Origin of the sequence: Microbispora oryzae, from assembly GCF_017896165.1 — a bacterium.
GTDB classification, from domain to species: domain Bacteria; phylum Actinomycetota; class Actinomycetes; order Streptosporangiales; family Streptosporangiaceae; genus Microbispora; species Microbispora oryzae.
The window spans coordinates 356,962-378,878 of record NZ_JAFCNB010000004.1 but is presented as its reverse complement, the minus strand read 5'-3'; the positions used below and the strand labels follow the sequence as shown (position 1 = coordinate 378,878).

General features: G+C 71.2%; 21 protein-coding genes and 1 pseudogene. 12 read left to right on the top strand and 10 right to left on the bottom strand.

Going from position 1 to position 21,917, the window contains the following annotated elements; all coding sequences use genetic code 11:
* Positions 1-107 precede the first annotated feature (107 nt).
* Both argG and JOL79_RS10420 read left to right on the top strand, forming a co-directional pair.
* Complete coding sequence (gene argG / locus JOL79_RS10425) at positions 108-1,556, top strand: argininosuccinate synthase (RefSeq protein ID WP_210155511.1); 1,449 nt, start codon at positions 108-110, stop codon at positions 1,554-1,556.
* Between the two features lie 194 nt (positions 1,557-1,750).
* A complete protein-coding gene (locus JOL79_RS10420) occupies positions 1,751-2,359 on the top strand; it encodes a winged helix-turn-helix domain-containing protein (RefSeq protein ID WP_210155510.1) in 609 nt (202 codons plus the stop codon).
* Here JOL79_RS10420 and JOL79_RS10415 read toward each other — a convergent pair whose 3' ends face one another.
* Positions 2,360-3,049, bottom strand: a complete 690-nt coding sequence (locus tag JOL79_RS10415; protein ID WP_210155509.1) for a DUF1275 family protein — start codon at positions 3,047-3,049, stop codon at positions 2,360-2,362.
* A gap of 256 nt (positions 3,050-3,305) precedes the next feature.
* The gene (locus JOL79_RS10410; protein WP_210155508.1) at positions 3,306-3,905 is read right to left on the bottom strand and encodes a YdeI/OmpD-associated family protein; all 600 of its coding nucleotides are present in this window, start codon (positions 3,903-3,905) and stop codon (positions 3,306-3,308) included.
* Positions 3,906-4,408: 503 nt separating this feature from the next.
* On the opposite strand from JOL79_RS10410, the pseudogene JOL79_RS33875 reads away from it, so the two are divergent.
* Positions 4,409-4,459: pseudogene (locus tag JOL79_RS33875) on the top strand (hypothetical protein); the annotation flags it as partial.
* A gap of 82 nt (positions 4,460-4,541) precedes the next feature.
* Positions 4,542-5,117: a WYL domain-containing protein gene (locus JOL79_RS10405; protein ID WP_230984535.1), complete on the top strand. Its 576-nt coding sequence runs from the start codon at positions 4,542-4,544 to the stop codon at positions 5,115-5,117.
* Here the strand turns inward: JOL79_RS10405 and JOL79_RS10400 are convergent.
* Positions 5,101-7,929 (bottom strand): ATP-binding protein, encoded by a 2,829-nt coding sequence (locus tag JOL79_RS10400; RefSeq protein WP_230984614.1) that lies wholly within the window; start codon positions 7,927-7,929, stop codon positions 5,101-5,103. The genes JOL79_RS10405 and JOL79_RS10400 overlap by 17 nt on opposite strands.
* Positions 7,930-8,101: 172 nt before the next feature.
* Between JOL79_RS10400 and JOL79_RS10395 the strand changes: the two genes are divergently transcribed.
* Together JOL79_RS10395 and JOL79_RS10390 are read left to right on the top strand one after the other, a co-directional pair.
* Positions 8,102-8,452 (top strand): VOC family protein, encoded by a 351-nt coding sequence (locus JOL79_RS10395; RefSeq protein ID WP_210155506.1) that lies wholly within the window; start codon positions 8,102-8,104, stop codon positions 8,450-8,452.
* A 59-nt stretch (positions 8,453-8,511) separates the two neighbouring features.
* Complete coding sequence (locus JOL79_RS10390; protein ID WP_210155505.1) at positions 8,512-8,964, top strand: iron chaperone; 453 nt, start codon at positions 8,512-8,514, stop codon at positions 8,962-8,964.
* A 36-nt stretch (positions 8,965-9,000) separates the two neighbouring features.
* On the opposite strand, the gene JOL79_RS10385 is transcribed toward JOL79_RS10390, so the two are convergent.
* The 6 genes from JOL79_RS10385 to JOL79_RS10360 form a co-directional block, all read right to left on the bottom strand.
* The gene (locus tag JOL79_RS10385) at positions 9,001-10,155 is read right to left on the bottom strand and encodes an alpha/beta hydrolase family protein (RefSeq protein WP_210155504.1); all 1,155 of its coding nucleotides are present in this window, start codon (positions 10,153-10,155) and stop codon (positions 9,001-9,003) included.
* 38 nt (positions 10,156-10,193) lie between these two features.
* Positions 10,194-11,615: a S41 family peptidase gene (locus JOL79_RS10380; protein WP_307848467.1), complete on the bottom strand. Its 1,422-nt coding sequence runs from the start codon at positions 11,613-11,615 to the stop codon at positions 10,194-10,196.
* Positions 11,609-12,688, bottom strand: coding sequence for an ABC-2 membrane transporter-related protein (locus JOL79_RS10375; protein ID WP_210155503.1), 1,080 nt, complete (start codon positions 12,686-12,688; stop codon positions 11,609-11,611). Before JOL79_RS10375 ends, JOL79_RS10380 begins: the two co-directional genes overlap by 7 nt.
* Positions 12,685-13,575, bottom strand: coding sequence for an ABC transporter ATP-binding protein (locus JOL79_RS10370; protein ID WP_210155502.1), 891 nt, complete (start codon positions 13,573-13,575; stop codon positions 12,685-12,687). The genes JOL79_RS10375 and JOL79_RS10370 overlap by 4 nt, the downstream gene beginning before the upstream one ends.
* Complete coding sequence (locus tag JOL79_RS10365; protein WP_210155501.1) at positions 13,572-13,964, bottom strand: GntR family transcriptional regulator; 393 nt, start codon at positions 13,962-13,964, stop codon at positions 13,572-13,574. Before JOL79_RS10365 ends, JOL79_RS10370 begins: the two co-directional genes overlap by 4 nt.
* Positions 13,965-14,031: 67 nt before the next feature.
* Positions 14,032-14,739, bottom strand: coding sequence for an SDR family oxidoreductase (locus JOL79_RS10360; protein ID WP_210155500.1), 708 nt, complete (start codon positions 14,737-14,739; stop codon positions 14,032-14,034).
* A gap of 65 nt (positions 14,740-14,804) precedes the next feature.
* Between JOL79_RS10360 and JOL79_RS10355 the strand changes: the two genes are divergently transcribed.
* Both JOL79_RS10355 and JOL79_RS10350 read left to right on the top strand, forming a co-directional pair.
* Positions 14,805-15,611, top strand: coding sequence for a helix-turn-helix transcriptional regulator (locus JOL79_RS10355; RefSeq protein WP_210155499.1), 807 nt, complete (start codon positions 14,805-14,807; stop codon positions 15,609-15,611).
* Positions 15,612-15,693: 82 nt separating this feature from the next.
* Positions 15,694-16,503, top strand: coding sequence for an ArsR/SmtB family transcription factor (locus JOL79_RS10350; protein ID WP_307848466.1), 810 nt, complete (start codon positions 15,694-15,696; stop codon positions 16,501-16,503).
* Positions 16,504-16,513: 10 nt separating this feature from the next.
* Here JOL79_RS10350 and JOL79_RS10345 read toward each other — a convergent pair whose 3' ends face one another.
* Positions 16,514-17,761: a glycosyltransferase gene (locus tag JOL79_RS10345; RefSeq protein ID WP_210155498.1), complete on the bottom strand. Its 1,248-nt coding sequence runs from the start codon at positions 17,759-17,761 to the stop codon at positions 16,514-16,516.
* Between the two features lie 331 nt (positions 17,762-18,092).
* On the opposite strand from JOL79_RS10345, the gene JOL79_RS10340 reads away from it, so the two are divergent.
* The 4 genes from JOL79_RS10340 (at position 18,093) to JOL79_RS10325 (ending at position 21,912) form a co-directional block, all read left to right on the top strand.
* Positions 18,093-18,713: a dihydrofolate reductase family protein gene (locus tag JOL79_RS10340; RefSeq protein WP_210155497.1), complete on the top strand. Its 621-nt coding sequence runs from the start codon at positions 18,093-18,095 to the stop codon at positions 18,711-18,713.
* 52 nt (positions 18,714-18,765) lie between these two features.
* Complete coding sequence (locus tag JOL79_RS10335; protein WP_210155496.1) at positions 18,766-19,089, top strand: YciI family protein; 324 nt, start codon at positions 18,766-18,768, stop codon at positions 19,087-19,089.
* Entirely contained in the window at positions 19,086-20,324 is a 1,239-nt protein-coding gene (locus tag JOL79_RS10330; protein WP_307848464.1) for an RNA polymerase sigma factor, read from the top strand. The genes JOL79_RS10335 and JOL79_RS10330 overlap by 4 nt, the downstream gene beginning before the upstream one ends.
* A gap of 145 nt (positions 20,325-20,469) precedes the next feature.
* A complete protein-coding gene (locus JOL79_RS10325; RefSeq protein WP_210155495.1) occupies positions 20,470-21,912 on the top strand; it encodes a pyridoxal phosphate-dependent decarboxylase family protein in 1,443 nt (480 codons plus the stop codon).
* The last annotated feature ends 5 nt before the right edge of the window (positions 21,913-21,917 follow it).

Genomic DNA, 21,917 nt, shown 5'->3' with positions numbered 1-21,917 from the left:
ACGGTTCCGGGCGGCCGTTCAGCCGGGCCGTCCCGGGCCCCGGCGAGCGAGACGGCCCTTCACATCCCATTGCATCTTCATGCAGTGGTGTGTATATACTTCTACTCGTGTCCAAGGTACTCACCTCCCTGCCCGTCGGTGAACGTGTCGGCATCGCCTTCTCCGGCGGCCTCGACACCTCGGTAGCGGTCGCGTGGATGCGCGAGAAGGGTGCAGTGCCGTGCACCTATACCGCTGACGTCGGCCAGTACGACGAGCCCGACATCGGCTCAGTCCCCGGCCGTGCCACGGCCTACGGGGCGCACATCGCCCGGCTGGTCGACTGCCGGGTGACCCTTGTCGAGGAGGGGCTCGCGGCCCTTGCCTGCGGCGCCTTCCACATCCGGTCCGGCGGCCGCACCTACTTCAACACCACCCCGCTCGGGCGGGCCGTCACCGGCACCCTGCTGGTGCGCGCCATGCTGGAAGACGGCGTGCAGATCTGGGGCGACGGCTCCACCTTCAAGGGCAACGACATCGAGCGGTTCTACCGCTACGGCCTGCTCACCAACCCCTCCCTGCGGATCTACAAGCCCTGGCTCGACGCCGACTTCGTCGGCGAGCTCGGCGGCCGCCGGGAGATGTCGGAGTGGCTGCTCGCCCACGACCTGCCCTACCGGGACAGCACGGAGAAGGCCTACTCCACGGACGCGAACATCTGGGGCGCGACCCACGAGGCCAAGTCGCTTGAACACCTCGACACCGGCATCGAGATCGTCGACCCGATCATGGGCGTGCGGTTCTGGGACCCGGCCGTGGAGATCGCCGCGGAAGACGTCACCATCGGGTTCGAGCAGGGCCGGCCGGTGACGATCAACGGCAAGGAGTTCGCCTCCCCCGTCGATCTGGTGCTGGAGGCCAACGCGATCGGCGGCCGGCACGGACTGGGCATGTCCGACCAGATCGAGAACCGCGTCATCGAGGCCAAGAGCCGCGGCATCTACGAGGCGCCGGGCATGGCGCTGCTCCACGCGGCCTACGAGCGGCTGGTCAACGCCATCCACAACGAGGACACCGTCGCCAGCTACCACAACGAGGGCCGGCGCCTGGGCCGGCTGCTCTACGAGGGCCGCTGGCTCGACCCGCAGGCGCTGATGGTGCGCGAGTCGCTGCAGCGCTGGGTCGGCACCGCGATCACCGGCGAGGTGACGCTGCGGCTGCGGCGCGGCGAGGACTACTCCGTCCTGGACACCTCCGGGCCGGCGTTCAGCTACCACCCGGACAAGCTGTCCATGGAGCGTGTCGAGGACTCCGCGTTCGGGCCGGTCGACCGCATCGGGCAGCTCACCATGCGCAACCTCGACATCGCCGACTCCCGGGCCAAGCTGGAGCAGTACGCCGGGCTCGGTATGGTCGGCAGCGCCCACCCGACGTTGATCGGCGCGACGCAGGCGGCCCCGACCGGTCTCATCGGCGCGATGCCCGAGGGCGGAGCCGAGGCCATCGCGTCCCGCGGAGAGGTCTCCGAAGACGACGAGCTGCTCGACCACGCGGCTCTGGAGTCGGGCACGGACTGACCCGGCCCGCCCGCAGGCCACGACCCGCCCGCACCCCGTCGTACCCGCCGCCTATCCCGGACGCGGCGCGGACGGCGGGGTGCAGTCGGTTGACTCAAAAGGGCGGTCGTGCGAGTCCGCTGTTTCGCCAGGTACGGCACCGTGTCCGCACGGTGCGTTGACAAACCGCCACCTTACGTAAGGATGGCGGTGAAATGAGAGACGTCCTTTACCTGGAACGGATCGAGCAGGCGGAGACCCTGCTCAAACCGCAGCGCATCGAGGTGCTCCGGCAGCTGGCCGAGCCCCGCACCTGCGCGGAGCTGGCCGCCCGGCTCGACCAGACGCCGCAGCGCGTCTACTACCACGTCAGGCGCCTGGTGAAGGCGGGCCTCGCCGACCAGGTGTCCGCACGGCGGGTACGCGGCATCGTCGAGGGCACCTACCAGGCGAGCGCCCGGTCGTACTGGCTGTCCCCACGTCTCGTCGGGCCCATCGGCGGGTTGCGCGCCCGGCGGGACGAGCTGACCCTCGGCCGCCTGCTCGACCTCACCGAGGAGGTGCAGGCGGACGTCGCCGAGCTCGACCGCACCGCCCCCGGTCTCCCGTCGTTCGCCATGTCCGGCGAGATCCGGGTGCCCGCCCATCGCCGCCGCGAGTTCCTCGCCGACCTTCGATCGGCCCTGCACGAGGTGTCCGCGCGATACGGCGATCCCGGGGACGCTCCGGAGGACGGCCCGGACGGTGACGCGGACGGTGACGCGGACGGTGACGCCTTCAAGCTGGCCGTCGCCTGCTACCCGCTCCCGGGCCGCCGGGCCTGATCACCGCTTCTGCTCACTGCGGTCCGGGTAGACCAGCAGCGCGGCCAGACCGGCCGCGACCAGCGCGGCGGGCAGCGCAGGCGCAACGGGCACCACACGGACGGCGAGACATCCGCCGCCGGCCGCCCCCACAGTCAGCGCCGACAGCAGGGCGACACTGTGGAGCCGCATTCGCCGCCCACCGTTTGGAGTCGACAGCACACCGGTCAGGGTGCCGGTGAAGAAGGTCGTCGACAGACCCGAAATGCCGAACGACCGCGCCGCCCCGCTCTGCAGGCCCATCGCGACCGACGCCAGCGCCCCCAGCGTGAACCGCTCCGCCGCCGACGGCCGGCCCCCCGCGAACGACCAGGCCGCCAGCATGGCGGTCAGGAGCGCGAGCTCGCCCGCCAACACCATCGCCGTACGGCCCCGCCACTCCGGCTGCCCCGCCGTCACGGCTCCCATCGCCCGCCGGGTCGCCAGCACGCCCACCGCGAACCCGGCCAGCGCCCCACCCGCGTGCGCGGCGAGCAGCGGATCGAGACGCGCGACCGACAGGCCGAGAAGCACCAGATTGCCCGTCATGACGCTGGTGAACACGCCGCCGAGCCCCACGAAGCTGATCGCGTTCATCGCGCCCGCGGCCGCCGCCAGCGCCACCGCCATGACCATCCGCCCCTGCTCGGCGCCCTCGTCGCCAGGCCGCATGCCCCGCCTCCCGCCCCGGCCCTCAGGCCGGACTCCGAGGGCTCCTCACGGGATGATTCCCCGCCGGGCCGTCGCCGTTCGCGCGCGGCCCTCAGCCGGGGTGCCCCACGGCCGCCGGCGTGCCGGCTATGCCGACGTCCGTCACCGTCACCCGCCTTTCCGGCGGTGCCGCCTCCACCACTCTGTCCTGCAAGCTTGCCAGCGTGGCAAGTGCGCTCGCGGCGTGGGCGTGGAAGAGCGACGAGTGGGCCGGCATTCAACTGCCGAGGGCTCGCTTTTGTGGGTGGATCGTCTCCCCACGGGCGAGCATGTCAACGAACTGGGTGATACGGCGGGCTCGAGTCTCGGCGCGTTTGGCGTTCGCGATCCGATAGAGAACGGCGTAGCGGTTTTGGGCGGTGAGGATGTCGAACATCGCTTGTGCCTGCGGATTCGCGGCCAATGCGGCGGCCAGGTCGGCTGGTACCTCGATGCCGGCTTGTCCCGCGTAGGCCGTGTCCCAGCGGCCGTCGGCCTTGGCGCGTTCGACCTCGGCCGTTCCGGCCGGATGCATCCGGTCCTCGCGGATCAGACGCGTGACGATGGAGACGTTCCGCGCTGACCAGGAACTCTGCCTTCCGCGAGGGGTGAAGCGCCGGCTGAAGGTGATCTCATCCCGCCGTCGTAGCCGGCCATCGATCCAGCCGTGACACAGGGCTTCGTCGAGCGCCTGGTCATAGGTCAGGCTTGTGGGCCCGGCCGTGTTCTGCTTGGCGAGGACCAGCCACACCCCTGCCGAGCTGTCGTGGTGCCTGCCGAGCCACTCCCGCCAGGCTTGGGCATCGGTTACGGTCAGTTCCGGTAGTTCGTTGCTCATCGTCTGTGTCCCTAAGGTTGTCGGCGGTCACCCGAAGGTGGGAGCCCGGGACGGGGCCCGCCCGGAGTGGCGCTGGATCGATCAGCGGTGGAGCCGGCCGATCACGTCCTTCGCCGCGTCGCCACCGGGCCCCCTGGACGGATGACGCCCGCCCGTCTTCACCAGGTCTTGCCGGCCGGCTCCCGGATCGTATGGTTGATCCGGTTGAAGAAGTTGGTGAGTGCGATCATGCGTGCTTCCACGGGTCCTGCTCCTCGTCGGTTACGTGCGCCCATCCGGGCCCGTCCTCTGGTGCACCTTGGCGGAGATCATCGTGGCCCTAATGGACTTTTCGGCCGAGGCGTTCTCGGTCATGCCGGCGACATTACGGTGTGACCCGGTCAGAAACGGTCCTGGTTATCGAGCAAACTGTTGGCCGTGGTCAACACCTCGGCGCGGCTGCTGCGGCTGCTGTCTTTGCTGTCAACGCGGCGGTCCTGGACGTGCGCTGATCTTCAGCCCAGCTGGAGATCACCGAACGGACGGTTCGCCGGGACATCGCCCGGCTACGTGAACTCGGCTACGGCATCGAATCGGAGATGGGCCCATGGGGCGGCTACCACCTCGGGCCGGGAACCAGCATCCCGCCACTGATCCTTGACGAGGAGGAGGCCCTCGCGGTCGCTGTCGGGCTGCACCGCACGACCCGACGACAGCCAGATCTCCCCCGCGCTGCTGCTCGACCTGGCCACCGCGTGCCGGCGAGGCGAACGCACCCAGTTGACCTACCGCGACGGGGCCGGAACGACGTCCACCCGCAGGGTGGACCCCTACCGGCTTCTCGCCTACGACCTGACGCGGCAGGACTGGCGGACCTTCCGTACCGATCGCATCATCGATGCCACAGCCACCGGGCAGGCCACTGCCATGCCCGACCCGCCGGATCCGGCACACACGGTCAGCGCGGGCGTCGCGCTGAGGCCCTACCCGGTGCGGGTGACCATCCGCCTGGCCGTACCGGCCGATGAGGCCCGCAGGCTGGTGCCACCAACGGTCGGCGTCCACCGCCCGGACGGCGACGACGCCACGATCATCGACATCGGCGGGCCAGACGCCGACGGCCTGGCCCGCTACCTGCTCAGCCTCGGCCGGCCACTCCAGATACTGCACCCAGAAGAGGTCCGCCAGGCATTCCTCACCCGGACACGACAGCTCCTCAAGGACAACCAGTAACCGGACCACCCTCGATCTCCCACCTGTCCGCCGGATCGGGGGCCATCGGGGCGAGACCGAGGGCGTCGAACGCGGCCGCGCCACGCACGGCATGGTCGCCGCCGGCCAGCACCAGGGTCCGTGCGGACTGGTAGCGGCAGCCGGCGGCGTCGAACGCGTCTGCTGCGGCGAGCAACGCCTCCCGGTCGCCGTCGAGCAGGGCTTCGGCCCGCTTCACGATGGCACCGGCCACCGGGTTGCCGGCCACGACGGTCCGGGCCTCGGCCACACGATCTCGAGCGTCGGGGCTACCGGCGAGCACGGCGGCCTCTGCGCGCAGCGCGACGTACCAGTGATGCCAGATCCAGGTGACCCACTGCCACACCTGTCCGGTCTCGGGCGCCAGGCGCTCCAGCGCATCCGGCGCCTGGCCACGGTGAAGCAGCAGCATCGCGTCGAAGACGGCGCCGTAGCCGCGGGTGTTCCTCGGTGAGGGGTCGAGCCGCATCAGCACCTCGCTCCAGTCACGCCAGGCGTCGTGGTCGTCGCGCAGGCCGTGGATCGTCGCCACCGCGGCCGCCGGCGGACCGAGGACCGACCTGGCCGGGCCACCCGCCCGCTGCCACCCGTCGAGGAACCGCACGCCGCCGGTGAGCGTCTCCTCGACCTCGCCCGCCAGCGCGCCGGCCACCAGCAGCCAGCCCGTGGCACGATGACCGACTTCCGCCAGCAGGGGATGATCGGCCAGTCGCCGTGCCCATCTGCGGGCACCCCGCAGGTCGCCGGTGCCGAGGCCGGCCTCGGCGGCCTCGCTCAGCGCCTCGATCAGCTCGTGGGTGCCGGCCGGGGTGTCCGGTGCGGACGAGAGCAGCGTGATCCGGCGCCGGGCCGTGCCGGCGGCGGCGAACGTGTCACCGGCCCAGCTCTGCGCGCAGGTGAGCGTGTCGAGAGCGGCGGACTCGGTGAGCGGGTCACCCGTGCGGTGTGCCAGTTCGACCGCTCGTCCGGCGCGTGCGATCGCCACCGGGACCGCGTCGTCGTCCAGATCCTGCGCGGCGCCGATCTCGGTGAGCGCCCGACCGGCCTCGGCCAGCGCCACCGCGGCCTGAGCCGCCGGGTCGTCGCCGGCCAAGTCCCGCGCCTGGCCGATGAGCGCGATCACCTCGTCCCGCTGCGGGTTCCGGACGAACTTCCCGGAGAACCGGTAGGCGCAGGCGGCGGCGGTCGCCAGGTCACGGGCCGCGCCGATAGTGTCGCCGGTCCGGTGGGCGGCGTCCGCGGCCGCGCGGTGCAGGCGGTACATGTCCTCGCCGTTCATCCGGCAGCCGGCCACGGCCGCGGCGTGCCGGAGCATCGACGCGCCGGCGGTGGCGTCGCCGGCGAGCGCGGCCGCCTGCTCGTAGCGCCGCTGGGACTCGCCGATCAGGTGACGGGTGAAGGTCAGCTCCGCCAGGCACCTGGCGAGGCGGTACGCGACCGTGCGCTGCTCCGGCCGGTCGGCCGCCCACGCCAGGGCCGCGCGCAGATCGTCGGCCACCGCGTCGAACCCGGCCCGCCAGTCCTCCCGCGCCACCGCCAGCTCGGCCGCCCTGGCCAGGCACCAGCCGATGTGGCGGGATCGGGTGCCGGCCAGCTCGCCGGCCTCGGACAGCCGCTCCATTCCATACTGGCGGATGGTCTCCAACGCCCGGTACTCCGTCCTGCCACGGGACGCGGTCACCACGAGCAGGCTCTGCTCCGCCAGCCGGGCCAGCCCCTCGGCGACGATGCCTTCCTCGCCCCCGGCAACCTCCGCCGCCGCCACGGCGGTGAACGGCGCCACGAACACCGACACCTGGCGAAGCAGCGCCCGGTCGGCCGGCTCCAGCAAAGCATGACTCCAGTCCAGCACCCCCCGCACCGAACGGTGCCGCTCATCGGCGCGAGAGCCGCCGGTCAGCATCCGCAGCGGGTGGGACAGGGCGGCGGTGATGCCGTCCAGCCCGAGCGTGGGATATCGGGCGGCGGCCAGCTCGATCGCCAGCGCCATCCCGTCCAGCCGCTCACAGATAGAGGCGATCCGCTCGCGCAGCGCGGGATCCGGCGACCGGCCCACCGCCGCCGCCCGGTCCATGAACAACGCGACCGCGTCCGACTCACCGTCGGCGGGCATCGACAGCGGCGGGACCGGATACACCCGTTCGAACGGCACCATCAGCCGTGCCCGGCTGGTCGCCAGCACGGTCACCCGAGGGCACCCCGCCAGCAGCCGCTCGAGAAGCGGCGCCACCCCGTCGACCACGTGCTCGCAGTTGTCCAGCACCAGCAGCGCATGCCGGTCGGCCAGCGCGGCGACCACGGACTCGGTCATGTCGCGGCCGGGCTGCTCGCCGAGGCCGACCGCCCCGGCGACCGCGGTGGCGATCAGATCCGGATCGGCGACCGGCACCAGGTCGACGAACCACACCCCGTCGGAGTAGTCGCCGGCCGCTTCCGCGGCCACCGCCAGCACCAGCCGGGTCTTGCCCACTCCGCCGGGCCCGACCGCGGTCACCTGACGGTGCGCCCTGATCATCTCGCCCAGCTCGGCGCGCTCGTTCACCCGGCCGACGAACGACGTCAGCGGGGCCGGCAGCGCCGGTGCCGGACGCGGCGCCGCGGCGCCGGCCGGCTCGGGCGAGCGCCGGGCGAGCGCCCTCCGGTCCGGCACCTCCAGCTTGCGCAGCAGCGAGGAGACGTGACTCTCCACGGTACGCACCGAGATGCACAGCTGTGCCGCGATCTCGGCGTTGCTCAGATGGCTCCCGACCAGCTCCAGCACCTCGGCTTCCCGAGGTGAGATCTCCACTCCCATCACCACTGTCCAAGTTTGTCGCATCCACTCCGTTCCCCCATCCGCACCGGCCACCGTACGCAGATCCGTGGCCGGTTCCGTGGTCACCACGGATGCGGACCGGCCGGGCCGGGAGGAAAGCTGTGCATACCTACACAGCGGGTCGACGTGACCCACCACTACAGGAGTGACCATGACCGGCTCTTCCGGCATCAAGACCGTGCTTCACCCCGTGTCCGACCTGGCCAAGGCCAAGGCGGTGTACGCGGCCCTGCTCGGCATCCCGCCGCAGGCGGACTCGCCTTACTACGTCGGCTTCGACGCCGAGGGCCAGCACATCGGACTGGTGCCGGACGGCGGCCCGCAGGGCATGACGTCGCCGGTGGCCTACTGGCACGTGGATGACATCGAGGCGAAGCTGGCCGAGGTGACCGCCGCGGGGGCCACCGTGAAGGAGGCCGCGCACGAGGTCGGTGGCGGCCGCCTGGTGGCCACCGTCACCGACCCCGACGGCAACGTCCTCGGGCTGATCCAGGACCGGTGAGCGACGGCCCGAGAACCGCGAACTCCGAATATCACGATCTACACAAGGGAAGTTCCGCCATGAGCAGCACAGAAAGCAGCACGTACGAGGGTTTCACGGCCGAAGAGCGCGCCGCGATGAAGGAGCACGCCAAGGACCGCAAGAAGGCCGCGCGGCCCGGCTCGCGCGCCGACAAGGCGGCGGAGGCGGCCCGGGACGTGCTCGCGAAGATCGCCGAGATGCGGGACTCGGATCGGATCATGGCCGAGCGCGTTCACGCCGTCATCACCGGCGTCACCCCGGACCTGGCGCCGAAGCTCTGGTACGGAATGCCCGCCTACGCGCTGAACGGCAAGATCGTCTGCCACTTCCAGCCCGCGGAGAAGTTCAAGACGCGCTACGCGACACTCGGGTTCAGCGACCAGGCGAACCTGGACGAGGACACGATGTGGCCGGCCGCGTTCGCCCTGACCGAGGTGACGCCCGAGGTGGAGGCGCGGATCAGCGCCCTGGTGAAGCGTGCGGTGAGCTGACGCGCGGCCGACCCGGCGCGCAGGGGCCGCCGGGTCTCAGGACTGAGCGCAGGTCGCCGGGCAGAACCTGACCTCCGGGTAGCGTGCGGACGGCCCGTCCAGGACGGGCTGCCGCCGCCCCTTCAGCTGCAGGTCGAGAAAGGCCGCCACATAGGTCCGGTCGAGCTCGGCGGCGCGGGCCCCCGGCAGGACGCCGGCCGGGGACGTGACGCCGAGCGCGTCCGACAGCAGCGGGGCGTCGGTGAAGGACCGGTGCTCCGCGCCCGACACCACCAGCCACCGTTTCCACCCCGTCAGCAGCCGCCAGTCCCGGTCCCACGAATTGTCGAGACCGCCGGACGCGTGCTGCGGCGAACCGACGAACATGAACGGCCGGGACAGCCCCTTCTTCGGGATCCGGGCGTACGTGGTGCCGTCCAGGTCGATCCCGGCGCGTACCCGCGAGTCCTCGACCATGGTCGCCAGGGCGGCGGCCCCGCCGATCGACTGGCCCACCATCGCGATCCTGCCTCGGTCGATGAGATCGGCGCCGTCCCACTCCGACGTCAGCCGGTCGAGCACGAAGGACACGTCGGCCGCCCGGCTCTTGACCACTCCCGCACCGAACCCCGGATCGGTGTCGCTGTCACACGCGAGGCATTCGGCGACCCGCCCGTCGGACAGGGTCGTGGCGTAGTTCTCATAGGTGTGATCGATCCCGGCCACCACGTATCCCCGGCTGGCCAGATCCTCCGCCAGCGACGTGAGCGTGCTCACCGGCTCGGTGAAACCCGGAGACAGCACCACCAGAGGAAGCCCCTGCCCCACCGGTTCGGCGTCCTTGACGGCGTTCGTGCGGGTCCTGCTCAGCATGTCGTACGGCGCGCCCGTGACGCCCAGGCCCTTCAGGGTGAGCTCCGACTCCTTGGGCGTCATGTACGGCGCCCGCCGCCCGTCGCGCCGCTCGGCCGGATACCACAGGGTGACCTTGAGCTCCCTGGCCTGAACGTCGAGGTTCCAGGGATCGGGGCGCGAGGTGTCCTTCAGGTACAGGGCGGTGGTGCCGACCGCCCCGCCGCCGGTGGGCGCGGGCAGCGTGGCGGGCCCGGCCGGCGCCGTAGACGCGGCGGCGGCTCTGGGCGGAGCAGGGGCCGAGCAGGCGGACGCGGCGAGGGCGGCCAGTGCCGCCGCGGCGGCCACGATCGGTCTCATGGGCTGTTTCAGGGGGTCTCTCATGGAAAGGTCCATCCTCATTCGCGCAGCAGGGTCAGGGCCCTGGCCAGTGCGGGGTCGCGCCCGGCCGCCGCGTCCTTGGGGGTCGGCGCAACGTGATAGTCGGGCGGCACGCCGATCCGGTCGATCACCTCGCGATTCGGCCCGAGATGATGCCTGGCGGGAAAGACCAGCACGGTGTTGTTGCCGAGCAGGTACGCCTGCGCCGGGCCGGAGATCGCCCCGGCGGTTCTCGTGCCGACCAGCCGGCCGAGGTGCAGGTCCTTGACCGCGGAACTGAAGTGCTCGCAGGCCGAGGCACAGCCGCGGTCGGTGAGCACCACCAGCGGCAGGCCGAGCAGTTCGACCGTGTCATCGGTCCGCCCGGCCTCACACGCTCCGCCCGCCGTGCACTGATAGGCGGTGACCTTGCCGTGGACGAACGCGCCCAGCAGCCGGTTCGCCTCCGTTGGGCTCCCGCCGCCGTTGCCCCGCAGGTCCAGCACCACGCCGGACAGCGTCCGGCCGCTCCGCAGCCGCGAGATCGCCCGCAGGACCCGGTTCGCCGAGTCCGGCGAGAATCCGGTCATCCGCACATAGGCGACGTCGTCGTCCAGCAGCTTCGACCGCACCACCTGCAGGGCGGCCAGATCCCGCGGGTAGAGCGCGGGCTTCAGCGTCACGCTCCAGCGGCGGCCGGTGCTCTCCCGCAGCAGCCGCACCTCGACCGGGCGCGCGTCCGGATACCGCGGATACAGGGCGCCGATCGCGGGGGTGGCCTCGCCGTCGACGAACGGCGCCGACCCGTTGACCGCCTCGACGATGTCGCCCGGCCGCAGCCCGGCGGCCCGCGCCGCACCGCCCAGCACGGCGGTGACGAACAGCGGGGCGAGTGCGACGCCGGAATCGCCGTCCATCTGCGAACCGGTGACGTTCGTCTCCAGCCCCAGGCCGTAGTCGTCACCGTCGTAATAGTCGAGCGGACGCTTGAGGTCGTGCGTCCAGCGGGCGTGGTCGTCCCCGAGGGCGGCCACGATGGCCTCAAGGGTGACGACGGCCAGCCGGTCACGCAGATCGGGGACCCGGTCGGTGATCTTCCGGTAGGCGCTCGCGAAAGCGGCCCAGTCGGCCTTCCGGTCGCCGGTCAGCGCGGGCATGATCGCCTCGGGCACCTCGCGTCCATGTCGGTTGATCTCCCGCGTCAGGGCGGCGAAACCGGCGGTCAGCAGCGAGCGGGCGTCCAGCGTGGCGCCGCTGTAGTAGTCGCCGAGGATGCAGAAGTACGCCTGCCCGATGACGTCGATCGTGGTGGCGGTCTCCGCCTCCGGCGGCGCCTGGGCCCGCGCGCAGGCCGTACCGGCCGCCGCGCTCGCTTGGCTGCGCGGCGGCGCCGGCGCGGCGCAGCCCGCCGCCAGGAGGACGGCGAGCCCGGCGGCCGCCGTCCTCATGACGGTCAACACAGGCGTCTCCGGATCCACCAGAAGGACAACCCGGTCAGGCCCAGAGTGAGGAGCGCGTAAATCCCGGTCTCGATCCACTGGAAGAGCCAGAAGCGCTCAAGTGGCTGGTAGGTGGCCCGCTGCCGGTAGCCGAGCCGGTTGACCTCGGCCATGCACGCGTCCATGCTCGGCGGTCCCCCCGTGCGCGCGCACGGACCCGACGTCGTGGACACCGGGATGGACCCCGCGATCGTCGACGACGGCCCCCGCTTGGCACCGCTGCCGGCGAGCGTGCGTCCGGATGGATCGACAAGTTCGCTGGACAGGACCCAGGCACCCGCGTGGCCCGGGACGGCCGTCGTCCGGACGAACAGCTCCAGCGGCCCGCCTCCCTGCGGCAGGATTTGCAGGCCGTCCACATTCACCGAGCCGAGCTCGAAGCTCCCGGTGACCGGCGGCAACAGGTGCGGACGGACCGCCAGCGGCATGGCGATCTGGATCGCCGCGAAGACAGCCACCGTGAGGGCCATGGCGGGCAGAGTGCGGCGCACCAGCATGCCCACGGTCACCCCCAGCGCGAAGGCGAAGGCCGCGTACCCGATCGGCGCGATCCCACGGGCGCTGAACACCAGGGGCGACATCTGCGCCAGCTCCGGAGCGGCCGACTTGTCCAAAGGCCCGGACCACCATGTCACCACCAGGCCGCACAACCCGGCGGCGACCATGGCCGCCAGGCCGATGAGACCGAGCTTCACCGTGAGCCATCGACCCCGGGTGATGCTCTGGTTCCACACCAGCAGGTGCGTGCCCGCCTCCAGCTCACGGGTGATCAGCGGCGCTCCCCAGAAGAGCCCGATCAGAGCCGGCAGCACCAGCACGGCAAGGGTCACGGCCACGAAGGGCGCCTGGTAATCGTCGAAGAACCGGTCGAAGAAGTCGGCACAGGTGTTGCCCGGCACACACTCGGCGATCCCGGCGGCGTAGCGGGCGGCCAGATCCGGGCCGGTCAGGGCCAGTACGGCGGTGAGAATGAGGAGTACGGCGCCCATCATCACGGCCGAGCCGCGGAACTGGCGCCAGGTCAGCCACATCATCGCTGCACCTCCAAGGCGACGCGCCGGCGCTCGGCGGGGCGCCTGTCCATGTAGGCCAGGACGAGGTCTTCCAGACCGAGCGGGGTGACCGTCCAGGCGGGGTCGTGAATCGGGGCCTCGGTGCGGACCACGTACGTGCTCTGCCGGTCGGTGTGCGACGCGGACACCACATGCTGGTCGGCGGGGAGCCGATCGGGATCGCGCCGCGGATCGGTGAGCCGGTGATGCGTGGCGAGCAACCGATCGACCTCCCCGGCCAGCTGCACGCGGGAGTCCACCAGCACGATCAGGTAGTCGCAGACCCTCTCCAGGTCGGAGACCAGGTGAGAGGAGAGCACCACGCTCAGCCTGTGCTCGACCGTGGCCTCCATCAGCCCCTGCAGGAACTCGCGGCGCGCGAGCGGATCGAGCGAGGCCACGGGCTCGTCCAGGATCAGCAGCTCCGGCCGCTTGCACAGGCCCAGAGTGAGGGCGAGCTGGGCCCGCTCGCCGCCGGACAACCTGCCCGCCCGATGCGCGGGGACGAGACCGAGCCGCGCGATCCGCTCCCGCGCCATGCCGTCGTCCCAGTGGGGGTTGAGCCGGGCGCTCAAGCGCAGGTGTTCGGCGACGGTCAGGCCCGCGTAGACAGGGGTGTCCTGGGCGACGAACCCGACCCTGGCCAGTTGCGCGGGCGTGCTCCCCGGCCTGCCGCCGAGCACGGTGACACCACCCGTGGTCGGTTCGAGCTGGCCGCCGGCCAGCTTCAGCAGCGTGGTCTTCCCCGCGCCGTTGGGCCCCACCAACCCGACGACGTGGCCCGCCGGGATCTCGATGGTGCACTCGCGCAACGCCCAGCGTTTGCCGTACTTCTTGCCCAGCGCCCGGGCTTCCAGGACGAAGGTCACGCTATGTCCTCCTGAGCGACGCTCCGAAAGGTGGTCATGAAAAGGGCCTCGATGCTCTCGTCGTCGAGGCCCGCCCTGCGGGCCTTGGCCAGCCAGCGCCGCAGGTCGAGCCGCAGCGGGCCGTGCGCGGCCAGCGAGGTGTCGGTGAGGGTCGCCGTCACGAACGTGCCCACCCCCGGCCGGGCGGCGACGAGAGCCTCGTGCTCGAGTTCCCGGTAGGCCTTCAGGACGGTGTTGGCGTTGATCGCCAAGTGCGCCACGACCTCCTTGACGGTCGGCAGCTGGTCGCCCTCGCGCAGCAGGCCGAGCCGCAGCGCGTGCCGTACCTGCTGGACCAGCTGCTGGTACGGCGAGAGGCCGGACTTGGCATCCAGGTAGAACTCGATCACCGTTACTCCATATATCTAATGTCCTAGTACTATAGATCCTTGCATATAAGGAGCCGGTGAGGAAGCGTCACCACGGGACCGGCGTACCGTCCCAGGAGACGAACTCCCCGGAGGGCCCGTCGTCGGCCAGCAGCGCCAGCCGTACCGCACCCGCCGCGGCCTCGGCCGGATCGCCGCCCGCCGCCGCGGCGGTGGCATTGAGGTCGGTTCGGCGCAGGCCGGGGGCCAGCGCGTTCACCTTGACGCCGTCGCCGGCCAGGGCATGGGCGTAGAACACGGTCAGCGCGTTCAGCGCGGACTTGGACGACCGGTAGGCGGCGTAGGCGCCCTGGTGCGGGAACCGCGGTCCGGTGGCCCAGGCCAGCGATCCCGTACCGGAGGAGACGTTCACGATCCGGGGGCGCGCGGAGCGGCGCAGCGCCGGCAGGAAGGCGTTGGTCACCGCGACGACTCCGAAGACATTGGTCTCGTATATGCGACGGAAAGTGGCGATCTCCTCCAGGTCGGGTGTCCGGTCATCGCCGGAGATTCCGGCGTTGTTGACCAGAATGTCTAGCGTGCCCACCTGGCTCGCGGCGTCGGCGATGCTCGCGGAATCCGTCACGTCGAGGACGAGCGGGCGGGCGTCGCCGCCGATCTCCTCCACGGCGCGCTCTCCGCGCGCGGCGTCGCGCGAGCCGACGTAAACGGTGAGACCCGCGCCCGCGAGCAGGCGTGCGATCTCCTTGCCGATGCCCTTGTTTGCGCCGGTGACCAGCGCGATCGAGTTGTCCATGCCATCGAGGGTGTCTGCGGGTGGGGTGGGCGATCCAGGCACAATCGATACCAGGGAGGTACAAGATGGGAAGAGGCGAACTGGCCCGTTTCCTGCGCGACCGGCGGGAGGGGCTGCGCCCGGACGGCGTCGGCCTGCCCGCAGGACCCGGCCGCCGCACGCCGGGCCTGCGCCGCGAGGAGGTCGCCGACCTGGCCGGAATGTCGGTGGACTATTACGTACGGCTGGAGCAGGCCCGAGGGCCACGCCCGTCGCCGCGAATCCTGGAGTCCCTGGCGGGTGCGCTGCGGCTCACGCCCGCCGAGCGGACACACCTCTTCCGCCTGGCCGGCGTGGCCCCGCAGTCGCCCGCCGTACCACCGCGCACGGTCCGTCCGTACGTGGCCGACCTGCTGCACCGTCTGCCGCAGACCGGAGTCGTCGTCACCGCGGCCACCTACGACGTGATCGCCTGGAACCCGCTCGCGGAAGCGCTGCTCGGCGACCTCCGTGACCGGCCCAACCTGGCCAGGCGGCGCTTCCTGCTGCGCGAGGAGGTGCTGACCACGGGCCACGAGGAGTTCGGCGAGTTCGCGGTGGCACGACTGCGGGCCGCCGCCGACCGCTACCCCCGTGACAGCGCCCTCGCCGCCCTGCTGGCCGAACTCAGGGCGGGCAGCGCCGAGTTCAACCAGATCTGGGCCACCAATCCGGTACGCGCCCCCGGCCACCGCACGAAGACCATGACGCACCCCGAACTCGGCCCGCTCCGCATCAACTGCGACGTCCTCACCGTCCCGGACGACGACCAGCAGGTCGTCTTCATGACCGCCGACCCGGACACCCCGACCGCCCGCGCCCTGCGCCACCTGGCCGCCCTGCTCCCGGCATAACGCCACCTCAACGCCGGCGCCGCCCCCCTCGGTAACGGCCCCGACTTGAATTATGCAGGCAAACGCCTGCATAATTTGGCGGGTGAAGCCCGAAGCGACCCAGATGGACCTGGTCTTCAAGGCGCTGGCCGACCCGACCCGGCGGCTGCTGCTCGACCGCCTGCGCCAACACAACGGTCAGACGCTGCGCGAGCTGTGCGAACACCTCAACATGGCACGCCAATCGGCCACCCAGCACCTCGACATCCTCGAGCGGGCCCACCTCGTCACCGTCGTACGGCGCGGACGGGAGCGGCTTCACTACCTCAACCCGGTGCCCATCCACGAGATCGAGCAGCGCTGGATCTCAGGATTCGACCGGCCCCGCCTCGACGCGATCACCGCCATCAAGAACCAGGCAGAGGAGTACGCCATGAGCGACGAACCCACGACCGTACCGACCTACGTCTACGTCACCTACATCCGCGCCAACGCCGACCAGGTGTGGAAGGCCCTGACCGACGCCGACCTGACGGCACGCTACTGGGGACACGCCAACGTCTCCGACTGGCAGCCGGGCTCCACCTGGGAACACCGGCGCACCGACGGATCAGGCGCCGTCGACGTCGTCGGTCACGTGATCGAGACCGAACCTCCCACCCGCCTGGTCATCACCTTCGAAGACAGCCCCGACACCGAAACGCCCAGGGAACCGTCGGTCGTCACCTTCCTGGTCGAACCCCACCAGGACATCGTCCGCCTCACCGTGACCCATGAGAACCTCGCCAACCAGGCGATGTTCGACGGCGTCTCACACGGATGGCCGGCCGTCCTGGCGAACCTCAAGTCGCTGCTCGAGACCGGCGACATCCTCCCCCAGGCGCCCTGGGAGATGAACCCCGCACACACCTGAGACGCCAGGATCAGCCCTCGGACACCGCCGGCCCGCCCCGGCCGATCAAGTCGAGCAGCAGCTTCGCGGCCAGATCCGCCCCATCGGTCCGGACCGTCTCGGCCACGGCGGCCGCACGGGCACCGGTCTCGGGTGCCAGGGCGATCGCGAGCGCGGCCGACAGGGACTCGGCGGTCGGCGTGGGACCGTCGTGTCCCGTGCCGATGCCCAGCTCGGTCACCCGGCCCGCCCAGTACGGCTGATCCGCGACCTGCGGCACGATCACCTGCGGCGCCCCGGCACGGGCCGCCGCCGTCGTGGTGCCCGCGCCGCCGTGATGCACGACCGCGGCCACCCGGCGGAACAGCGCCTGCTGGTTGACCTCGCCGACGAGAAAGCAGTCGTCCCTGCCGTCGATCAGGGCCAGGTCGGCCCAGCCGCTCCCGAGCAGGACACGACGGCCCCACGCCCGGACCGCCTCGATGACGGCCCGGGAGACCTCCTGCGCGCTCGCCCCCCGCATCGGCATGCTGCCGAAGCCCACGTACACCGGCTCCGCACCGGCCGCCAGGAACGCCTCCAGACCGGCCGGCAGCGGGCGCTCATCCGGCCTGATCCACGCGCCGGTCTGCGTCACGTCGAGCTCCGGCGTCTCCCGCCACGGACCCAGGACCGGATCGGCCGCCAGGAACGGGCGGCCGGTGAAGACGTAGTCGCGGACACCGCTCACCGGCGGCAGGCCGATCGACGCCCGGTGGACGTTGATCGTCTCGCCGAACATGTCCTCCATGTTCTCGGCGTGCAGGTCCCACAGCGCCCGGTTGCCGGTCACCTCAGGAGGAATCACCTGACCCGGCCGCCGGACAGGCGGGTGATGGGGCGACGGCAGATAACACGGAGAGAAAGTCGTGAACACATAGGGCACGCCCAGCCTCTCGGCCGCCGCCCGCGTACCCGCCACGGCCGGGAACGAACCGGTGGCCACCACCGCGTCGCAACCCTCCGCCGCCCCGGCGACCGCCTCGTACGCCATGGCGGTCAACTCGGCGGCGATGTCGGACAGAGTCACCTTCGCCTTACCGGGGATCGCCCCCGTCGCCAGCGCGCGGATCGGCCAGCCCACGGGAGTCAGCGGCACACCGGCATCGTCCAGCAGCTCCGCGAAGTCCGGCGGCGCGCACACCCGCACCTCGGCGCCGAGCGCCTGTAGCCGCACCGCCAGCCCCGTCATCGGCTCGACGTCCCCGCGCGACCCGTAGGTCACCAACACAACGCGCATTCCGCGGCCCCCCAGTCTCCGTACGTCCCGCTGTCGAAGGGCGATTGTGCGGCACGACCGGGGTCTTGTGGCAAGCCCCCCCATGCGCTATAGCTTGGTAGTGGCAAGGAGTGGGTGTTCCCCTTGCCCTTCTCGCCGCCCACTGGGTAGCCCCTCCCCCACATCACTCCTGCTCAGGCCGTGTTGACGTGCTGGGTTTGGGCGCGGACGACCGGCGTCCTGGAAAGTTCTTCAAAGAAATCCAGGAAGCGGTGTCGGATCGGAGCGGTGGTGTTCGTAGCAGGGGTGAGGCCGCCCACAAGGGGCGGCGCCAAGACAAGGAACCCCGATCATGAAGCTGACGACCATGACCCAGATCACCATCGATGGAGTGATGCAGGGAAACGGCGGCGCGTCGGACGAGGACCGCAGGAACGGATTCGAGCGCGGCGGATGGGCCCTGGGCAAGGGCGACAACGAGACCCACGCGTTCATCAACCAGACCTACCAGCGCGCCGACGCCTTCCTCCTCGGGCGCCGGACCTACGAGCTGTTCGCCGACTCGTGGGGGTCCTGCACGGTCCAGGATGTCCCTGGCTGGGAGCCCGTCATGCGGGCGTTGAACACACGGCCCAAATACGTGGCATCGACCACACTCGCCGACCCTGCGTGGTCCGGCACCACCGTCCTGTCCGACGACCTTGCGACCGCCATCGCGGACCTGAAGGCCAAGCCGGGGGGTGAGCTGCAGGTCCACGGCAGCGGCACCCTGACCCGGTGGCTGCTGGAGAACGAACTGGTCGACGAGATGACTCTGATCGTGATCCCGGTGATTCTCGGCCAGGGCGCGCGACTGTTCCCGGACGCCGGCCTGGATCATGCGCTCGACCTGGTCGAGTCGCGAATCGACTCCAAAGGCGTGACGATCCAGATGTACCGGCCGGCCGGGCGCCCGCGGTACGCGCAGGCTTGAGCACCCGACCGGCACACCACACTGTCCTGACACCACAGGAGACGATCCTCAGATGCAGTACCTGATCTCCGTGATCCACGACCAGGCCGGCCTCGCCACCCCGGAGGAGGACGCCGCGATCGACGTGTTCAACGAGCGGCTCCAGGCCGAGGGCCACTGGGTCTTCGCCGGCGGCCTCGCCTCGCCCAGCGCGGCGACCGTCATCGACAACCGGGGCGAGGACGCGATGCTCACCGACGGACCCTTCCTGGAGTCCAAGGAGTACCTCGCCGGCTTCTGGATCATCGAGGCCCCCGACCTCGACGTGGCGCTCAAGCTCGCCGCCGAGGGGTCGAAGCATTGCAACCGGAAAGTCGAGGTGCGGCCGTTCCTGTGACCAGGATCGACGTCCGTGAGGCGATCACCCAGGCGCACCATGAGGAATGGGCACGGGTGGTCGCCTCCCTGACCAGGCGCTTCGGTGACCTCGACATCGCCGAGGAGGCGGCCGCCGAGGCGTTCGCCACCGCCGTCCAGCGGTGGCCGGCCGACGGCGTGCCCCCCAACCCGGGCGCCTGGCTGACCACCACCGCCAACCGCCAGGCCATCGACCGGATCCGGCGCGAGAACAAGCGCGACGACAAGCACAGGAAGGCTCAGATGTCCTACGACGACCCGCCCGAGCCTCTCGGCGTCATCGACGACGACCGGCTCCGGCTGATCTTCACGTGCTGTCACCCGGCGCTGGCGATGGAGACCCGCGTGGCGCTGACGCTGCGCATGGTCGCCGGCCTGACCATGCCCGAGATCGCCCGCGCCTTCCTGGTGGCCGAGAGCGCCATGGGGCAGCGGATCACCCGCGCGAAGGCCAAGATCAAGGCGGCCCGCATCCCCTATCGCGTGCCGTCCGCCGAGGATCTCCCGGCACGCGTCTCCGGCGTCCTCGCCGTCCTCTACCTCGTCTTCAACGAGGGCTACCTGGCCACCAGCCCCGGCACCGATCCCCTACGGCCCGAGCTGACCGCCGAGGCGATCCGGCTCACCCGCCTGATCCGTGCCCTCCTGCCCGACGACGGTGAGGTGGCCGGGCTGCTGGCGCTGATGCTCCTCATCGAGGCCCGCCGCCCCGCCCGGATCTCGGCCGGCGGCGAACTGGTCTCTCTCGACCAACAAGACCGTGGGACCTGGGACGCGGCGCTGATCGCCGAGGGCCACCGGCTGGTGCGCGAGCGCCTCGCCGCTGCCGCCGCCGGCGTGGCCCCGGGTCGCTACCAGATCCTCGCGGCGATCAACGCCGTGCACACCTCCGCCCGCGACATGCGCGACACCGACTGGTCGCAGGTCCTCGCCCTCTACGACCAGCTCGTCCGCCTCGACCCCTCGCCGATCATCGCCCTCAACCGGGCCATCGCAGTCGCCGAGCTCGACGGCCCGGAGGTGGCACTGGCGGCCGTCGACCGTCTCGAGCCCAGGTTGGCCCGCTATCACGCCTACCACGCCACCCGCGCCGACCTGCTGCGCAGGCTGGGCCGCGGCCGGGAGTCGCGCGCGGCCTACGACAAGGCCATCGACCTGGCGGGCAACACCGCCGAGACCGCCTCTCTGACACGCCGCCGCGACCAACTGCGATAGCTCCCACGGACGCATCCAGGCGATGCGCCGAGGTTCGGTCTCCCAGTGGACGTAGAATTTGTCGATCTTGAGGATCCTGACCTCAGCCGGCGCCTTTACAATGTAGATTTATTACGATGTCACAATCCGGGGCACGGAGATCGACATGAGTGACCTGAACGACGCTCTGCGGTTCGCCGCCGACATCGCGGCCGACCACCTGAACGCCGTCCCCCGCGGCCCGGTCTGGCAGCCGGTTCCCGAGCCCGACCGGGAGTGGCTGACCGGCCAGCCGCTCCCCCTCACCGGTCGCCCGCTGCGGGAGCTGCTCGACGACGTGCGCGAACGCGTGCTGCCCCACCCGATGGGCAACGGGCATCCCCGGTTCTTCGGCTGGGTCAACTCCCCGCCCTCCCCCGCCGGGGTCCTGGTCGCCGCGCCGTCGGCCGCCCTCAATCCCAGCTGCGCCGGCGGCGACCACGCCGGTGCCCTGCTGGAGCGCACGGCCGTACGATGGCTCGCCGAGCTGGTGGGCTTCCCCCACCCGCCCGGCGCGGGGCTGCTCACCAGCGGAGCGTCCATGGCCACCGTCATCGCCCTGGCGACCGCCCGGCAGCGGGCCGTACACCGGCAGGGCCTGAACGTCCGCGCGACCGGCCTCTACGGGTCCGCTCCGCTCGCCGTGTATCTACCGGCCGAGGGACACAGCTGCCTGCGCAAGGCGGTCGAGCTCCTGGGTCTCGGCGGGCAGTACACGCGCACCGTTCCCGTCGACCGCGCCTTCCGGCTCGACCCCGGCGAGCTGCGCCGCCTGATCAGCGCGGATCTCGACGCGGGCGTGCGGCCGTTCCTCATCGCCGCCAGCGCGGGCACGGTGAACACCGGCGCCGTCGACCCGCTGAACGAGGTCGCCGACATCGCCGAGGCACACGGGATGTGGTTTCACATCGACGGGGCCTATGGCGCGCTCGGGGTCCTCGCGGAGCGGGCCCGTCCCGCTTTCACCGGCCTGGAGCGAGCCGACTCTCTCGTCATCGACCCGCACAAGTGGCTCGGTGTGCCGGTCGACTGCGGATGCGTCCTGTTCCGCGATCCGGCCGGGCCGCGCGGCACCTTCAGCCTCGTTCCCGCCTACCTGGAGGACGACTCGGACGATCTCGGCTGGTTCTCCGAGTACGGCCCGGAGCAGACCCGTCCGTTCCGCGCCTTGCGGGTGTGGGCCACGATCGCCCATCTCGGGCGGGACGGCGTCACCCGGCTGGTACGCGCCACCACCGGGCTGGCCGCGACCCTGGCCGACATGATCGACTCCGCGGCCGACTTCGACCTGCTCGCGCCTGCGGTCACCTCGGTGGTCGCGTTCCGCTATCGGCCCGCGTCCCTCGACGACGGTGCCGTCGAGGCGCTGAACCGTGCCATCCCCGCCGCCGTCCAGCGACGGGGGCGGGCCTTCCTCACCGGCACCCGCCTGTCCGGCTCCGCCGTCCTGCGGGCCTGCATCCTGCACCCGGACACCACCGAGGGCGACCTCCAGGTACTGCTGGACGAGATCAGGGACGCCGCCGGGGAGACTGAGCCCGGCAACCGATGCGGAAGAAGAGCCGGCTGATGCCG

Coding starts and splice junctions, on each gene's coding strand:
- JOL79_RS10335 (WP_210155496.1), top strand. CDS start 18,766: ATGCAGTACCTGATCTCCGTGATCCACGACCAGGCCGGCCTCGCCACC.
- JOL79_RS10375 (WP_210155503.1), bottom strand. CDS start 12,688: ATGATGTGGCTGACCTGGCGCCAGTTCCGCGGCTCGGCCGTGATGATG.
- JOL79_RS10385 (WP_210155504.1), bottom strand. CDS start 10,155: ATGAGACCGATCGTGGCCGCCGCGGCGGCACTGGCCGCCCTCGCCGCG.
- JOL79_RS10390 (WP_210155505.1), top strand. CDS start 8,512: ATGAGCAGCACAGAAAGCAGCACGTACGAGGGTTTCACGGCCGAAGAG.
- JOL79_RS10325 (WP_210155495.1), top strand. CDS start 20,470: ATGAGTGACCTGAACGACGCTCTGCGGTTCGCCGCCGACATCGCGGCC.
- JOL79_RS10410 (WP_210155508.1), bottom strand. CDS start 3,905: ATGAGCAACGAACTACCGGAACTGACCGTAACCGATGCCCAAGCCTGG.
- JOL79_RS10355 (WP_210155499.1), top strand. CDS start 14,805: ATGGGAAGAGGCGAACTGGCCCGTTTCCTGCGCGACCGGCGGGAGGGG.
- JOL79_RS10360 (WP_210155500.1), bottom strand. CDS start 14,739: ATGGACAACTCGATCGCGCTGGTCACCGGCGCAAACAAGGGCATCGGC.
- JOL79_RS10400 (WP_230984614.1), bottom strand. CDS start 7,929: ATGGGAGTGGAGATCTCACCTCGGGAAGCCGAGGTGCTGGAGCTGGTC.
- JOL79_RS10345 (WP_210155498.1), bottom strand. CDS start 17,761: ATGCGCGTTGTGTTGGTGACCTACGGGTCGCGCGGGGACGTCGAGCCG.
- JOL79_RS10420 (WP_210155510.1), top strand. CDS start 1,751: ATGAGAGACGTCCTTTACCTGGAACGGATCGAGCAGGCGGAGACCCTG.
- JOL79_RS10340 (WP_210155497.1), top strand. CDS start 18,093: ATGAAGCTGACGACCATGACCCAGATCACCATCGATGGAGTGATGCAG.
- JOL79_RS10415 (WP_210155509.1), bottom strand. CDS start 3,049: ATGCGGCCTGGCGACGAGGGCGCCGAGCAGGGGCGGATGGTCATGGCG.
- JOL79_RS10395 (WP_210155506.1), top strand. CDS start 8,102: ATGACCGGCTCTTCCGGCATCAAGACCGTGCTTCACCCCGTGTCCGAC.